Origin of the sequence: Shewanella sedimentimangrovi, assembly GCF_017354965.1 — a bacterium.
GTDB classification, from domain to species: domain Bacteria; phylum Pseudomonadota; class Gammaproteobacteria; order Enterobacterales; family Shewanellaceae; genus Shewanella; species Shewanella cyperi.
Window position 1 is genome coordinate 1,053,044 of the sequence record NZ_CP071502.1, and the last position, 16,212, is coordinate 1,069,255.

13 protein-coding genes are annotated in these 16,212 nt (G+C 52.2%); 9 read left to right on the forward strand and 4 right to left on the reverse strand.

Annotated elements, in window-relative coordinates; translation table 11 throughout:
• The first annotated feature begins 2 nt into the window (after nucleotides 1-2).
• Both JYB85_RS04435 and JYB85_RS04440 read left to right on the forward strand, forming a co-directional pair.
• On the forward strand, nucleotides 3-395 hold the full coding sequence (locus JYB85_RS04435) for a type IV pilin protein (RefSeq protein WP_207381224.1): 393 nt from the start codon (nucleotides 3-5) through the stop codon (nucleotides 393-395).
• Nucleotides 392-697, forward strand: coding sequence for a TapY2 family type IVa secretion system protein (locus JYB85_RS04440; protein ID WP_207381225.1), 306 nt, complete (start codon nucleotides 392-394; stop codon nucleotides 695-697). The genes JYB85_RS04435 and JYB85_RS04440 overlap by 4 nt, the downstream gene beginning before the upstream one ends.
• Nucleotides 698-699: 2 nt before the next feature.
• Here JYB85_RS04440 and JYB85_RS04445 read toward each other — a convergent pair whose 3' ends face one another.
• A complete protein-coding gene (locus tag JYB85_RS04445) occupies nucleotides 700-1,185 on the reverse strand; it encodes a GspH/FimT family pseudopilin (protein WP_207381226.1) in 486 nt (161 codons plus the stop codon).
• Nucleotides 1,186-1,322: 137 nt separating this feature from the next.
• Complete coding sequence (locus JYB85_RS04450; RefSeq protein WP_207381227.1) at nucleotides 1,323-1,832, reverse strand: GspH/FimT family pseudopilin; 510 nt, start codon at nucleotides 1,830-1,832, stop codon at nucleotides 1,323-1,325.
• Nucleotides 1,833-2,068: 236 nt separating this feature from the next.
• Between JYB85_RS04450 and glnB the strand changes: the two genes are divergently transcribed.
• Both glnB and JYB85_RS04460 read left to right on the forward strand, forming a co-directional pair.
• Nucleotides 2,069-2,407, forward strand: a complete 339-nt coding sequence (gene glnB, locus JYB85_RS04455; protein ID WP_207322210.1) for a nitrogen regulatory protein P-II — start codon at nucleotides 2,069-2,071, stop codon at nucleotides 2,405-2,407.
• Between the two features lie 220 nt (nucleotides 2,408-2,627).
• Nucleotides 2,628-3,917 carry an NAD(P)/FAD-dependent oxidoreductase gene (locus JYB85_RS04460; protein ID WP_207381228.1) on the forward strand — a complete coding sequence of 430 codons (1,290 nt, stop codon included), beginning with the start codon at nucleotides 2,628-2,630 and terminating at the stop codon, nucleotides 3,915-3,917.
• A gap of 8 nt (nucleotides 3,918-3,925) precedes the next feature.
• On the opposite strand, the gene JYB85_RS04465 is transcribed toward JYB85_RS04460, so the two are convergent.
• Nucleotides 3,926-4,939 (reverse strand): LacI family DNA-binding transcriptional regulator, encoded by a 1,014-nt coding sequence (locus JYB85_RS04465; RefSeq protein ID WP_207381965.1) that lies wholly within the window; start codon nucleotides 4,937-4,939, stop codon nucleotides 3,926-3,928.
• A 410-nt stretch (nucleotides 4,940-5,349) separates the two neighbouring features.
• Between JYB85_RS04465 and JYB85_RS04470 the strand changes: the two genes are divergently transcribed.
• Together JYB85_RS04470 and JYB85_RS04475 are read left to right on the forward strand one after the other, a co-directional pair.
• Nucleotides 5,350-7,995, forward strand: a complete 2,646-nt coding sequence (locus JYB85_RS04470) for a TonB-dependent receptor (protein WP_207381229.1) — start codon at nucleotides 5,350-5,352, stop codon at nucleotides 7,993-7,995.
• A 63-nt stretch (nucleotides 7,996-8,058) separates the two neighbouring features.
• Nucleotides 8,059-9,582, forward strand: coding sequence for a tryptophan halogenase family protein (locus JYB85_RS04475; RefSeq protein WP_207381230.1), 1,524 nt, complete (start codon nucleotides 8,059-8,061; stop codon nucleotides 9,580-9,582).
• 76 nt (nucleotides 9,583-9,658) lie between these two features.
• Here the strand turns inward: JYB85_RS04475 and JYB85_RS04480 are convergent, their stop codons facing one another.
• Complete coding sequence (locus JYB85_RS04480; protein WP_207381231.1) at nucleotides 9,659-10,351, reverse strand: SapC family protein; 693 nt, start codon at nucleotides 10,349-10,351, stop codon at nucleotides 9,659-9,661.
• Nucleotides 10,352-10,909: 558 nt separating this feature from the next.
• On the opposite strand from JYB85_RS04480, the gene JYB85_RS04485 reads away from it, so the two are divergent.
• From JYB85_RS04485 to nagB-II, 3 genes are all read left to right on the forward strand, one after another.
• Nucleotides 10,910-13,567 carry a family 20 glycosylhydrolase gene (locus JYB85_RS04485; RefSeq protein ID WP_228730196.1) on the forward strand — a complete coding sequence of 886 codons (2,658 nt, stop codon included), beginning with the start codon at nucleotides 10,910-10,912 and terminating at the stop codon, nucleotides 13,565-13,567.
• Between the two features lie 279 nt (nucleotides 13,568-13,846).
• Entirely contained in the window at nucleotides 13,847-14,740 is an 894-nt protein-coding gene (gene nagK / locus JYB85_RS04490; protein WP_207381232.1) for an N-acetylglucosamine kinase, read from the forward strand.
• A gap of 440 nt (nucleotides 14,741-15,180) precedes the next feature.
• Nucleotides 15,181-16,179 carry a glucosamine-6-phosphate deaminase NagB-II gene (gene nagB-II, locus JYB85_RS04495; protein WP_207381233.1) on the forward strand — a complete coding sequence of 333 codons (999 nt, stop codon included), beginning with the start codon at nucleotides 15,181-15,183 and terminating at the stop codon, nucleotides 16,177-16,179.
• The last annotated feature ends 33 nt before the right edge of the window (nucleotides 16,180-16,212 follow it).

The window sequence follows — 16,212 nt, forward strand, 5'->3', positions numbered from 1 at the left end:
CCATGAGAGAGTTGCGCGGATTTACCCTGATAGAACTGATGATCACTATCGTGATCATCGGCATCATTGCTGCTTTTGCCTATCCGTCTTATAAAGATTTTTTAACACGGGGGGGGCGTTCTGAAGGACAGGAAGCCTTGATGCGTATAGCCAATTTGCAGGAACAATATTATTTGGATAATCGCGAGTACGCAGAGGATATGACAAAGCTGGGATTGAATGCCGATCCATTTATTACCCAGCATGGTTATTACAGTATTGATTCTGTTGGCACAGGCAGTTTTACCTTAACTGCAACGCCAAAAGGCATCCAGGCAAGCAGGGATGCTGAATGTACAACAATTACCATTACAGATACAGGTGTTAAGGGGCCCAAGGAGGCATGTTGGAAATGAATAACTTCAGCCTGAGAATGATAGTGGGTACATCGTTGATTTTATCGCCGGTAGCCTTTGCTGATGGAGAAGCTTATCAGGATTACAAATGCTACGTAAAAACATCCGGTCAGGACAGGGTCGTGTTCTATAGTTGGCAATCCAGCAAGGTTGAGGTCAAAATGAAAGCCTTATCAGGAAGCCAACTGACGGACAAAAAAGGGAAGAAGTTCTATATAAAAGATATGGTTGAGTGTGTTTTGCTGTCAGAAAAGTTTACCAGCGCAAAGGCGCAGGAGCTTGACAGTAAAACACTTCGTTAATGTTACTGGCAACTCAGGCCATCAGCTCCTGATTTGATAATGCCCGTAACCGAAACTGTGGTGCTTCTGGAGTAATCTACCTCACCAGCAGGACAGTAGACAAATGTTGAGGCAGATGAAGCTAATCCGTCAGCAGTAAAGGTGACATTTCCTGTCGCCTTTATCGTATCGTCGCTATTTATACCTTCAACAACTCTGAGCTCTTGTTGATTCCCCCCTGCATCAACCAGATAAACTCTTAGTCCATCTGACCAACTGGCCCCGCATCCACCTGCCTTATATGGGCATACTGTGACATTTGTGCCATAGCTTACAGCCTGATTTCGGGCGAATCTGAGAGTATCCTGAATTCGTGAAATTTCACTTTGGGCTCTGTAGGCTTGATACATATCCATCATAGACGGCACACCTACTACCACTAATGTGATCGCTACAACCAAAGTCACCATCAGTTCGATAAGCGTTAACCCCGATGTATATTTTTGCATGACCTATCCCCTGAAAAGTAACCCCATCAGTATAAGTCAGGCTTGGCAATAATTCAGCATCAAATTTAAGCTAAGGGTGTGCCAATTAATTGTCAGAGAAGGATATTTTGGCGCAATAGTTAACCAGTCTCGCCCCCTTAATGGCTGCAACTTACCGTCGTTTTGCTTAATCTGACTTTGCCGGCATTGTTGATGACCAAGGCTTTGGAATACGGACTGGTGGCATAGTCAGGGCAGTATTTCAGGGTACCATTGCTTGCCGATGCCAAACCATCGGGAAGGTAGCGCACCGAAGGGCGGTTAAACTCTATGATGTCATTTTTGTCGGCGTCATCCAAACGCATCAGTATTTTGTCATTGCCGTCCAGTTCGTTAAGGTTGCCGCCATCGGTGAATATGGTCAGATTCTTGTTCCAATCATTGCCACAGACATTGTTTTCCAGCGGGCATAAGGTGACCCTGGCGCCATAACTGATAGCCTGATTTCTGGCGAGCTTTAATCCCTGTTGCAACTTGCTTATCGCGGCGTTTGCACGGTATGCCTGGTAAAGCTCTGTAAGACTTGGGGCTGTGGTGGCCAGCAGTATGACCAGAATGGCCAGGGTGACCATCAGTTCCACCAAGGTGAATCCTTGACGTGTGTTCATCTTCTTCATCCTTGAAAAAGTCGCTGCGGTGCAGCCAATTTGAGTTTTAATTGTAGCGTTCGCCAAGCAGTTTGCTTTGGGGTTTTTAGAGATTTTCCGGCTAAGAAAGACTTTACCAATAACAGAGTGTTTGAGTTAAAGGACGAATAGCTTGGCTTTGGACTTCTGCCGGTGACGGCTGGCATGTTAAGCTAGCGTTATCAGCGCAATCCAGTGTGAGTCTCAGGAGCAAATTAATGAAAAAGGTCGAAGCCATTATCAAGCCCTTCAAATTGGACGATGTCAGGGAGTCTTTGGCGGAAATTGGCATTACCGGTATGACGGTTTCCGAAGTAAAAGGTTTTGGCCGTCAGAAAGGACACACTGAGTTGTACCGTGGTGCAGAGTACATGGTCGACTTTTTGCCAAAGGTGAAGATTGAGTTGGTCATACAAGACGAGTTGCTCGACCAGGCCATTGACGTGATTGTTGAAACGGCCCGCACAGGTAAGATTGGTGACGGAAAGATATTCGTGACCGATATTGAAAGGGTGATACGTATCCGCACCGGTGAAGAAAACGAAGAAGCCGTGTAGCTAGGTTTTTTAATTCGACGTTTTATGCTTTAACCCCAAGGCAAAACTCAATTGCTTTGGGGGTTTGTTTTGTCAGGTTGATATGCTTTGGTGTTTTATGTTGCCCTAACTGCCATCTGTGGTGGTGCTCCCTGTTTTGGGCTTGTAGAAGCAGTTGTTTTATAAGCAAGTCGTGGTATAAAGAGGGACATCTTTCAGCCGTTGTAACAGGTGGATTAGAATGACAAGCAAACGGATTGTCATTGTCGGAGGCGGTGCGGGTGGTTTGGCACTGGCGGCGAAGTTGGGAAGAAGTTTGGGGTTGAAAGGCGAAGCCGATATTTGCCTGATTGACCGCAATCCAATCCACATTTGGAAACCCAAGCTGCATGAGTTGGCGGTTGGTGTTATCGATCAGTCGGTAGAAGGGGTGTTCTATCGAGATCACGGTCTGAAGAATGGTTACCGATACCAAAGGGGTGAGCTGGAGCAATGCGATCCCGATGCCAAGACCATCCAATTGGCAGCCATGTACAACGAGCAAAATGAATTGCTGTTACCTCCCCGCACCTTGCAATATGACCTTCTGGTGCTCGCTGTTGGCGGGATTTCCAACAGCTTTAATACCCCGGGCGCCGAAAAACATTGCATCTTTCTTGATAGCCTCAACAGTGCCGAGCTGTTCCATCGTCGCCTGCTTGATGGCCTGATGCTGTTGAATGATTCGCACCAACGTCTCAGCATAGGCATTGTCGGTGCCGGCGCCACAGGGGTTGAATTATCCGCGGAGTTACATCATGTCATTGAGTCTGTGCGGGAATACGGTTATCAGAATATATCCAAGCACCATCTTGATATTCATTTAATAGAAGCTGCGCCCAAAATTTTGCCCCAATTGCCCGATAAGGTCAGCGGTCGAGCCCAGGCGGTATTGGATCGTATCGGTGTCAGATTGCACCTGGGGGTGCAGGTGAAGGAAGTGACCCATAGCGGCTTCGTTACCCAGGATGGCACCCTGATAAAGGCCGACCTGAAGGTTTGGGCGGCTGGGATAAAGGGGCCGAAGGTATTTGCAGATCTGACCAAATTGCCAATCAATGGCAGAAATCAGGTTGAGGTGGATGCCTGCATGCGGGTAAAGGGCCACAACGACATCTATGCCATAGGTGATTGCGCGTCCCTCATTATGGACAATGGCCAACCGGTTCCGCCCCGGGCCCAGGCGGCGTCACAAATGGCTGCGACCCTGTACCAGAACATCCTGACCAGACTAAAGGATGGCGCCGAAAAGCCGTTCCACTATCGGGATTACGGCTCCCTGGTGTCTCTGAGTCGTTTTTCCGCCGTGGGTAACCTGATGGGAAATTTACGTTCAGGCGACTTTTTTATCGAGGGTCACATTGCCCGATTTATGTATAACTCTCTGTATCAGAGGCATCTGGCCAGCCTGTTTGGCTGGTTTTCTGCCCTGGTGTACCGTTTGGCGCAAAAGCTGCTTCGCTGGCAAAGGCCCAAACTCAAACTCCACTGAGGTGGGCGTCATGCCGGCTTGGCGGAGGAGTCTCGCACAACGGGTTCCGGGGTAAACACCCGCGGAGCCAGCTGTTGTTGCTCGCGTCTGTTGTCGATAAGTAGCTCAGTGGCCATCTGGGCTATGCGTTGATTGGGTTGATGGACTGTGGTTAGCTTGGGCCAGGTTTGCCTGGAGAAGGGGCTGTCCTCAAAGCCGACAATGGACAGTTCCGCCGGAATGTCCACGCCTGCCAATCTGGCCGCAAACAGTGCTCCAGCGGCTATCTCATCGTTACAAGCCACTATGGCCGTCGGCCTGTTCTCCATTGCCAGTAGTTGTTTGGCACCTGCAACCCCGGATTCGAAGGAATAGTTGCCTTCAATGATGTAATCGTTTTCCAGTCTGAGTTTGGCCCGTTTCATGGCCTGTTCGAATCCGGTAAAGCGTTCCTTGGTGGATTCGTGGTGTTGATCACCACTGATAAAGGCGATTTTCTTATGGCCGAGTTTGATCAGATGTTCGGTAATTTCCACTGCACCGTGGCGGTCATCAACCAGTACGGTTAATCCCCTGGCACCCTCAGCCCCCGAACCCGCTATGATGCGTACATAGTTGGCATCCATATCATCCAGTGCCTGCAACAACCTGGGATCCTCTGACAGCGGCGGCGTGAGTACGAGTCCCGCCAGGCGGCTATGCTTGACCAGCGCTGTCAGTTCTTCACAAATCGATTCTGATTTGGCGTTGCAGGGATGGATAAGCAGTTCATAACCGCGATCCCGACAGGCTGACAATATCCCGTTTTGCATGTCGATAATGTAGTAAGCATTGGGATTATCATAGATAAAACCTATGACGTATGACTTGGTGCCCGCAAGGTTTCTGGCCGCAAGGTTAGGCTGATAATTCAATGCCTTAATAGCCTCATTAACCTTGTCTATGGTTTCTTGCTTTACCGATGGCTCATTGTTGGTCACCCGGGAAACTGTCTTGATAGAGACACCCGCATACTTGGCTACATCATTGATAGTGACTTTCATGGGATCCGAACTCTTGAGTATCGCTGCCAAATTACCGCCCCAATGGGGGCTTTTCAGCATGGTTGCTGCGATTCTGAGGTATTGAAATAAATTCAGCTAATAGTGCGGGCTTTTCAGGGGATTGGCAATGCTGAATTGCAGCCGCCTTCCATGAACTGCTGGGTAGGGAGAGGTTGAAATTTGTTCAAGCAATAACTTCCTATTTTAACTTGCTGTTAAGTAAGGATAATCACCGTCATCTATATCTGGTTTTTTGTTCCCGATGCTGACATTTTGCAGAAACAGGTCATTTTGTTGTGGCAAGACTGTTAATTATTGTGTAATGTTTGCACTAGACATGACAGCGTTGTCATTCCTATGGGAATGGTTGTGGATACCAAAAACGATAACAAGTATGGAAGGGAAACGAGATGCGACCATCTAGCTTTAAGAAGAGTACCCTAGCCACCAATATTGCGATCCTGCTCAGCGGCGCGGTATCTGTTGGCGCAGTTGCTGCCGAAGCGGCGGTTGATACCGCAAATATTGAAAAGATTGAAGTGCGCGGTATCCGCGCGTCCAACAAAGCTAACATCAACGAAAAGCGTTTTTCCAACGCCGTCGTTGATGCTGTGACTGCTGAAGACATTGGTAAACTTCCTGATTCCGATGTAGGTCAAGCACTTGGCCGTGTACCCGGTGTGACCGTAGGTCGTACTTTTGGTCAGGGCAGCTCAGTATCTATCCGCGGTACAGATCCTCTGATGACGCTTACCACCCTTAATGGTCAAAACGTGGCCTCGACCGGTTGGTACGATCAGATGAACATCGACCGTTCATTCAACTACTCTATGCTGCCCGCTGAACTGATTGGTGGTATGGAAGTGTACAAGACCACCCAGGCCAACCTCGTTGAAGGTGGTATCGGTGGTACTGTAATCGTTAAAACCCGCAAGCCACTGGATATGGACGCCAACTCCATTTTTGGCTCTGTAAAAGGTGAATACGGTTCAATCAATGAAGAGTGGGCCCCTGAAGTTTCAGGCCTCTACAGCTGGAAGAACGAAGCTGAAACCTTCGGTATTCTGGTTTCCGGTGCATACGTAGACCGTGAATATCTGCGTGTTGGTACCGAGGCTGACCTTGACTGGGGTGGTCGTTCGTCAATTCAGCCATCAAGCTTCCTGCAAAGCCAGGAGCGCACCGCGCTGGATGCCACTTTGCAATATCGTCCTACCGATAACCTGGAATTCGGTGCTCACATCCTGTCGCTGAAACTGGGTGCAGACAGCATCGGCGCCAACATGTACATCAACACTGATACCAACTGGGGCGCAGGTGAATCACACTGCCAGCAGTTCAACGATGCCGGCGTGTGTACATACAGCGATACGCCAGAGAGCGACCCATCAGATGTGTTCTTCCAGAACTGGGCGCGCAAGGGTGAGATGACTTCTGACACCTTCGAACTGAACATGGAGTACGATGGTGACGGTTATGCTATCGCTGCTGTAGCCGGTAAGACCAAGGCCGAAGGTGGTACTCAGATGAGTGCAAACTTCGGTTATGGCTGGTGGGGCGACAAATTCAAAGATATCAAGTGGGCAGGTGTGGTTGATGCCACCGGTAAGCAAATTGATATCAATGGCCGCGACATGAGCTTTGGTATCGACAATCTGGACACCACAGTGGGCACTTCCCAGTGGACCGGTATACAGGGCCCCAACACAGATGAAGAGTCTTACGTACAGGTAGATCTGGACTTTGACCTGGATCTGGGTGCTATCAACAAGTTTGAAACCGGTATTCGCTATACCGAGCACACCTTCGAGAAGAAAGAGTACCGTGCTGTGTATGGCAGCTTGCCAAACGTATTCAACAGCACCGATCTGTACAGCGGCACCATGAAGCTGGGCTATGACGAATGGACCATTCCAAAGGCCAATCTGGATGCCATGATCGACGCAACCGTTTCTCTAGTTGATGAGTTTGTCTACAGCCGTCCTGCCTACGGCAAAATCGATGAAGAAAACCTGTCTCTGTACGGTATGTTCTCCTTCGAGGGTGAAGGTTTCCGTGGTAACTTCGGTCTGCGTTATATCCAAACCGACGTGACTTCAAGCGGCCACGTCATCGATAACTCTCCGGCAGACAACCTGGGCATCAACGCCGGTTGGAGCGAAGAAGTTCAAAGCGTAAGTGACAGCTATCACGATGTACTGCCAAGCATAAACGTGGCGTTCGATCTGGCTGATGACCTTATCCTGCGTTTGGCTGCTGGTCAGGCCATCACCCGTCCCAACTACGACAACCTGTTCCTGTCGACTTCCTCTGGCTATCCGGATGACCGTCGTGGCAACGAGCAGATCACCTACGGTAACCCAGGTCTGGAGCCAATGAAGTCGTCTCAGGCTGATGTCAGCATCGAGTACTACTATGGCGATGGCAACCTGTTTGCTGCTACCTACTTCATCAAGGATATCAGCAACTTTATCGTGGCAACTGCCCCGGATATCAAGGCTATTGGCGTAATCAACAATGACCTGGAAGTGCCTGCGGACAGCTGGATTGTAGACAGCTACATGAACGCTGGTGGTGGCTCCATTGATGGTATCGAACTGCAGTTGAACCACGCCTGGGATAACGGCTTTGGTATCAATGCCAACTACACCTTCACCGATGGTACTGCCCCTGCAGAAGTGTACACCGATAACATCGGCGTATTCACCGAAGCGTCCAAGCACACCACCAACCTCATTGGTTACTGGGAAAATGATACCTTCTCAGCCCGTGCAGCCTACAACTGGCGCAGTGAGTACATGGTGCGTGAATACGGTAAATACTACGGTAACCGCATGCACGATGACTTCGGTACTCTGGACGTGACTCTGGGTTGGAATGTGACCGAGAACATCGCACTGCGTCTCGAGCTCATCAACCTGACTGCAGAAGATGACGTACAGTACGGTGCTGCCGGTGTGGGTACCGCCGTTAAGCCTGCACTGCAGGATGGCTACCCAACCTGGTCGTTCAAAGGCGAAACCACTTATAAGCTGGGCGCAAGCTTCAACTTCTAAGATAAATGTGTAATAAAAAACCCAGTCTCGACTGGGTTTTTTTATTGAAGGACAGGTCTGTAAATGAAAATAACCAAAATTGCTATCCTGGGTGGCGGTACTGCCGGCTGGTTGGCCGCCAATCATTTGGGGGCTGAGCTGTGCGCCGATAAGGAGGTTGAGATCACCCTTATTGAATCGCCGGAGATCCCAACCATTGGTGTGGGGGAGGGCACTGTGCCCTACATCATGAAAGGGCTCAAACGCTTTGGCATATCAGAGGCCGAGTTGCTGGCAAACTGTGATACCACCTTCAAACAGGGCATTAAGTTCGTCAATTGGCTCGACCCTGAGCGTCACGGCGATAACCACTATTACCATCCTTTCGATTCTCCTTATCCTGGTGGCATGGACATCAGCAATTACTGGCTGACCCAGAAACATAAGCGTCCCTTTGATGATGTGGGCATACAGGCCCGGATTTGTGAAAAACATCTGGCCCCCAAGCGCATCAGTGCTTCTGAGTATCATGGTGAGCTGTCTTACGCCTATCATTTCAATGCCCAGAAGTTTGCCTCGCTAATGGCAAATAATGCCAAGGGCCGCTTTGGTGTTAAGTATCTGAGTGCCACAGTGACAGGGGCGACGCTGGATGACGAGGGCGCCATTGCCAGTCTCACCACCAAAGAGGCTGGCAATCTGGCGTTCGATTTTTATGTCGATTGCAGTGGCTTCCATTCGGTACTGCTGGACAAAGTATTAAAGATACCCTTTGTCGATAAAGGCAAAGAGCTACTGACTGACTCAGTGATAGTACAGCAGGTGCCGCTGAGGCCGGGCGAGCCGCTGTCACCTTACACCAAGGCGACTGCGCACAGGGCGGGCTGGATTTGGGACATTCCCCTTACCACCCGACGGGGTACCGGCTTTGTGTATTGCAGTCAGTACATGAGCGATGAAGAGGCCATTGCTACCTTTGCCCAATATCTTGGAATGGACGAGAGTGAGATCTCGCCAAGAAAGATCCCGATGAAAATTGGCTATCGGGAAAAGTTTTGGGCCAAAAATTGCGCCACCCTTGGGCTTGCACAGGGGTTTGTGGAACCACTGGAGGCCACCTCAATACTGGTGACAGACTTCTCCGCCGAGCTGCTGGCGAAAAACTTTCCCAGAGAGGTCTTGGATATAGAAGCGCTTAGCCCTTACTACAATGACGTGATTACCTACGTATGGGAAAGGGTCATCGATTTTATCAAGCTGCATTACTGTCTGTCAGACAGGAACGATACCGGCTTTTGGGCTGCCAACCGCGATCCGGCCACCTGGTCTGAAACCCTCAAATCACGATTGGCGAAATTTGCCCTGAGACCACCCCTGCAATCGGACTTTTTCACCCGCTTTGATTTATTTGATGATAAAAACTTCCTCTATGTGCTCTATGGCATGGGCTTTTCAAGCCGTATCAAGGCGCTTGACCCGCGGGAGATAGAGCAAAGCAGGCAGCTGTTGGAGAGCAACGACGCCCTGGCTGCAAAGGCAGAGGAGTTTTTGTTGGATCACGGCAAATGGCTCGCTGGGCTGAAAGCGGCCATGGCACGGGCATCTTGACTGCGGCCAAGTCTACTGTAGGTAGAGGGCACAAATAAAAAAGCCGGGATAACCCGGCTCTTTTACGCTTTCAAACTTACTCGCCCATGACCAGGTCAATCTGGTTCAGTGAGCACAGGTGAGCATAAACAGCGGCAAACACGCCTTTCTTGACGAAATCCAGCTTCACCTCATCGCTGAGATCGGCCAGCTTCTGCTCGTCAACCACATAGATGCCGTCAAAGTTATTCTTCTTGCCTTCCTTGTCGGTCACTGTCAGGGTCTTGGGCTGCAGCAGATCGTGGTCGGTCAGGTTCTTGATGAACTGCTTGGTGGACTCGCGGAATTCAATCAGTTGACCGATGAACTGCACGCGGCTCTTCAGGAATTCGGTTTGTTCACCATCTTCGCTGAACAGGGCTTCGCCTTCGGCTTCATTGACGAATTGACTGTTGACGTCAATACCAATCATCACGTTTTGCTTCTGCTCGTCCGGACCGGCAGTGAATGGCGCGACGCGCATTTGCATTGGCAGGTAGCGGCGGGTCCATTTGCCATCTTTGATGAAACGGTTGGTTTCGGGCTTGAGAGATGAGATGGCCACGGGCAGGAACTCACCGCTTTGGGCATTCTTGGCGAAAATGATCGGGAAGCTGGTGGCGGCAGGCATAAATTCCTGCACTACCAGAGGCAGCATATGCATCTTCTCATAATCGCTGAAATCGATACCGGCTTTGACCTTGAGATTTTTGTGAACACCGTTGTTCAGAGGAACGTACTGCGCAGTCATTGTTGTTATCCTTATCTGTGGGCCGGCAACGGGTTGAATTCATGTATCCGGCACCATGGGTGATTACATCTTCCCGGAGTCAAAGGCGGGTAGGAAAAGGCTGCTATGCATCGCCTGCAGCCTGTGCCCGCACGTCCAGGGCTTGCCGGATGTTAGCAATGCTGGTGGAGCTTGTCACCAGAAAGTTAAAGGTCATTTTGTATCATCCTTGGTACAACTTTGAAGGCCCGACTGCATGTGAAAAAATTGTAGCAATCAGTGGTTGCTTTGTGTATGGTTGTGCATGACAGCGTTGTCATTTGCTTGTGTTCCGCTGTTGTAAGGTCAGCATGAACAGGATGAGGTCTCCTCTTCATGCATTGCAAACGCCAGGTCGGGCGACATGGCATTTGTCTTTTGTGCAATAGTCTCTCCCCAGAAACTATGGTTGGCTGGGTGCTCTGGCAGTACCCGGCCCTTTTTTAATTGCAGAAAGTGATTAAGAAGGTGGTGGAGAGGTTGGGATCTGGTGAATGCTTGCGCGATGAATGCCGGTGTAATGGATAAAAGGGGATAATAATGAAGACTTCTGCTGCAATTCTGCTGTTGCTGAGCATGATTGGCGTGAGTGCTTGCTCACCCCAAGAGCCACAGCAGGTTTCCCTGCCTGAGTTACCCGCCCCGCAGGCGTCGCCGGCAGCGTTAACCCAATCTGAGCTGCAGCGTTTTGCCGACAATCTCAAGATTAGCTACCGGGTGCTGACCAATGTCTCCGATGACCAATGTGCCCGTGACAGGGCCGGAGGGCGTTGTTTTCAGGCGGAAATCAGCCTGACCTCTTCTTTTGAATTCAGTGCCGCTGACTGGCGAATCTATTTCAGTCAGATGCGGCCGGTACAATCCCTGAATTCCTCCGAGTTTATCATTAGCCATATCCAGGGCGATCTGCACAGTATCAGCCCTTCGGCCGGCTTCAGCGGTTTCAAGGCCGGCGAGACCAAGGTTCTGCTAATCCGCGCCGACTTTTGGCAACTTTCCGAAGTCGATGCCATGCCCAACTATTATCTGGTGGCGCCCAATCTCCAGCCTGTGGTAATCGCTAGCACCCAATTGCAGCAGGACCCCGAAACCGGCCTGGAAGTGCGTCCCTACATGGTGGCGTTCACCGATGAGGAGCGCCAGTTCAAGCGCAGCCCCGAGGATAACTTGCCCTGGGCCAAGGCCAATGTCATTTATGAACGCAATCAGGATACCCCGGATAACGCCGAGCTCGCCGCTGACAGCCTGTTGCCGACACCGTTGCACCAGGAATTGCTGCCAGAGCAAGCGCCGGTTGATCTGAAGAAGGGGATTTCCCCGGTATTCATCGGCACGCAAAGAGCTCCCGTGGCGGCCGCCCTGGCAAGGTTGGCAAGACTGGGTGTGAGAGAAGATGCCGCCGGTGTCGCTTTGGAGCTGGTCAGTGACCCCTCACTAGCCAGCGAGGGCTACCGACTCGATATCGCCGCAGGGGCCATCAAGATCAGTGCTGCCGGAGCCGCCGGTTTTTCCTACGGCCTGTCGTCGCTGGCTTCCTTGTTGGATCCCGATTCCCTCCAAGTCAGCGCCATGCGTATCCGGGACGAGCCCCACTATGGTTTCCGTGGGTTGCATCTGGACCTGGCGCGCAATTTTCACTCCAAACAGCTGCTGCTGAAACTTATCGATGCCATGGCGGCCTACAAACTCAATCGTCTGCACCTGCATCTTGCCGATGATGAAGGCTGGCGCCTGGAGATAGATGGCTTGCCCGAGTTGACCGATATCGGCAGCAAACGTTGCCACGATCTGGCTGAAGACAGCTGCCTTTTGCCACAGCTGGGCAGTGGCCCGGATCCCGACTCGGCGGTCAACGGTTTCCTCAGCATGGCCGACTATGTGGAACTGCTGCAATTCGCGGCCGTCAGGCAAATTCAGGTGATTCCCTCCATGGATATGCCGGGGCACAGCCGGGCCGCCATCAAGGCCATGGAGGCTCGATACCGCCGTTTGCTGGCCAAGGGCGACAGCAAAGGGGCAACCGAATATCGCCTGCTGGATCCCGAGGATAAGACCCAATACAGCTCGGTCCAGTATTACAATGACAACACGCTCAATGTCTGTCTCGAATCCACTTTTCACTTTGTTGACAAGGTCATAGATGAAGTTACCAAGCTGCACCAGAGCGCCGGTGTGCCCTTGCAGCTGTATCACATCGGCGCCGATGAGACCGCCGGTGCCTGGCTGGAATCTCCGGCCTGTGAGGCATTGCTTGCTGCCGACAGCAGCATTGGTGATAAACAGCATCTGGGGGCTTACTTTATTGAGCGGGTCAGCACCATGCTGGCCTCCAAGGGCATAACGCCTGCGGGCTGGAGCGATGGCTTGGGGCATGTCCGTGCGGATCGCATGCCGGCCAAGGTGCAAAGTAACAGCTGGGATCTGTTGAGCCATCAGGGGCACAGGGTGGCGCACAGGCAGGCCAATCTTGGCTGGCAACTGGTACTGTCCACACCCGAGGTCCTGTATTTTGATTTTCCCTATGAGGCCGATCCCAAGGAACATGGCTATTACTGGGGAGCAAGGCAGAACAACAGTCGCCACCTGTTCAACTTTATGACGGACAACCTGCCGGCCAATGCCGAGCAATGGACCGACATTGAGAATCGCCCCTATAGCGCCGATGACCGCTCCACTGCGGGCGAGCAAGTGAGTGAGCCCTTACGGCCGGAAAACCGTATGGCAGGGATCCAGGGACAAATATGGAGCGAAACCCTGAGATCTGACGAGCTGGTGGAATACATGGCCTTTCCGCGTCTGTTGATGCTGGCCGAGCGCGCCTGGCATAAGCCGGATTGGCAAGTGCCTTACCAGTACCAGGGCGCCATCTATAACGCCGACAGCGGATTCTTCAGTGCTGAACTCAAATTGGCCCAGGCACAGGATTGGTACCGGATTGCAAACCTGTTGGGGCATAAGGAACTCAAAAAACTGGATTTGGCCGGCATTGGCTACCGGATCCCGACGGTGGGCGCGCGCATATCCGAGGGACGTCTGTATACCAACCTGATATTTCCCGGGCTGGGGATAGAGTACCGCCTGGGAGAGTGCGCCTGGCAAACTTACCAAGGCAGCATTGAAGTCGGTGCCGGGCCCGTACAGGTACGCGCCGTGGGGGCCGACGGCAAGCGCCGTGGTCGCAGCCTGCAAGTGCAATAACAGGGCTGATTAGGTTTGGAAGCGCAGGCACAACTTCCAGCACTTTCAGAATTATGGCCGCATCAATGGTGGCCAACAGCTGTTCTGCTCTGGCATGACTGTCGATTCCAGATTGGCTAACTGGCGACCATTAAGAGAAAAGTTGTCTTTCAGCTATTTGTTCAAAAGTTAATGACAGCGCTGTCATTTGTACTGTAGTATGAACTCAACAACATCCGCTCAATGTGGCGTTCCCCTGATGCGGCAAGCGCCGGATGAATTTTTGCGATGAGGGTTTTCATGGGTCTGCACCAAAATAAAAAAGGGCAGCTGTATCTTGGCATCGATGGTGGCGGCAGTAAGTGCCGGGCAACCTTGTATGACTCTGGTGACAGGGTGCTGGGCACAGCGGTGGCCGGACGGGCAAATCCCTTGTTCGGAGTGGAGGCGACCCTGGCATCGATTCTGGCTGCCACAGAGGGGGCACTCACCGAAGCCGGCTTGTCCATGGCTGCCAGCGGTGACATCAACGCCGGCATGGGGCTCGCCGGAGTCAACGTACCGGGTTTGATGGCGCAGATGCGTCAGTGGCAACATCCGTTTGCCCACCTCTTTATCACCTCCGATTTACATACCGCCTGTCTGGGGGCCCATGGGGGGGGCGAGGGCGCTGTGATTATTACCGGCACCGGTTCCTGTGGCTTTGCCCAGGTGGGAGCTGCCCGCTTGTCTCTTGGTGGCCATGGTTTTGCCTTGGGCGACAAGGGCAGTGGTGCCTGGCTGGGACTGAAGGCCGCCGAGCAGGTGTTGTTGACCCTGGATGGATTTGGCCCGGCCACGGCCCTTGAAGCCAGGCTGTTGGCGCACCTTGGCGCTGAAGATGCGTTGGGCATAGTGTCCCGACTCGCGGGGCAGTCGTCGGCGACCTTTGCCGCTTTTGCCCGGGATGTGCTGGAGACCGCCGCGGCCGGTGATGCGGTTGCCAATGCCATAGTCACCGAAGGGGGCGCCTATATCAGCGCCATGGCCAAACGCCTGTTCGAGCTGCAACCACCGCGATTTTCCATGATAGGTGGTCTGGCCGAACCGCTGCGCCCCTGGCTCGATGGCGACGTGGTGGCCCGGCTGTCACCGACACTGGCACCGCCGGAATATGGCGCTGTGCTGTACGCCAGGCAGCAGCTAACTCAATGACTCTATGCTTAACAAAGACTTAAAGCTTCATAATTAAGGTAAACCCAGATGACCAATACCCTTATGGAATCGGTTGTCATGATAATCGGCCCCGGCGCCGGTAACGACTGATGAAGATGAATTTTTCAAGGCTTAAGGTAACCCAGATGACCAATACCCTTATGGAACCGGTTGTCATGATAATCGGCCCCGGCGCCGGTAACGACTGATGAAGATGAATTTTTCAAGGCTTAAGGTAACCCAGATGACCAATACCCTAATGGAACCGGTTGTCATGATAGTCGGCCCCTGCGCCGGTAACGACTGATGAAGATGAATTTTTCAAGGCTTAAGGTAACTCAGATGACCAATACCCTTATGGAACCGGTTGTCATGATAGTCGGCCCCGGCGCCGGTAACGACTGATGAATATGAATTTTTCAAGGCTTAAGGTAACCCAGATGACCAATACCCTAATGGAACAGGAAGCCCGTCAGGCTCCCGCGAAAATCTCCGCCCAGCTTGCTGCCAATGCCCAATTGGCCGACGACCTGGGGCAAAAGCTGCGTGAGTTCAAGCCACGCTTTGTGATGATTGTCGGCCGGGGTTCGTCCGATCACGCCGGGGTATTTGCCAAGTACCTGATTGAAATTGAAGCCGGCATCCCAACCTTTGCCGCGGCTCCCTCGGTGGCCAGTGTCTATGGCAAGAGCTTGCAGCTGGAAGGGGCTTTGGTGATAGTGATCTCCCAATCTGGCCGCAGTCCCGATATTCTGGCGCAGGCGCGGATGGCGAAAAATGCCGGTGCTTTCTGTGTTGCCCTGGTCAATGACGAAACTGCGCCCATCAAGGATGTCGTCGATGTGCTGTTGCCGCTGCGCGCCGGTGAGGAAAAGGCGGTGGCAGCCACCAAGAGTTACCTCTGTACCCTGTCGGCCCTGATCCAACTGGTGGCGGCATGGACCCAAAGTCCATCGTTGCAGCAGGCGGTGGCAAGCTTGCCCCAGGCACTGGAGACGGCGGTGGCTGCGGCGCCGCAATTAACCCCGGAGGGATTGGCCGGGGTCAATAATCTGGTGGTACTGGGCCGGGGACTGGGTTACGCCGTATCCCGGGAAATTGCCCTTAAACTCAAAGAAGTCTGTTCCATACATGCGGAGGCTTTTTCCAGTGCCGAGTTCCTGCACGGTCCGGTGACCCTGGTGGAGAAAAAGCTCAATATCGTCGATGTGTGTGTGGCCGATGAATCCCACGCCAGCCATCTGGAGCAGATTGAAAACGTCGGTCAGCGCGGGGCAAGATTGCTACACCTGAACCAAACCGATATCGGCATACCCCCCAGGGTGGCGCCCTTGGCCTTGTTGCAACGTTTCTATATAGATGTGGCTTCGGTGGCATTGGCCCGTGGGATAGATCCGGATGCCCCTGCCGGTTTGAAAAAGGTTACCCAGACACTCTGAGCCAGACACTGTTCCAAACACTTTGATCCAGAC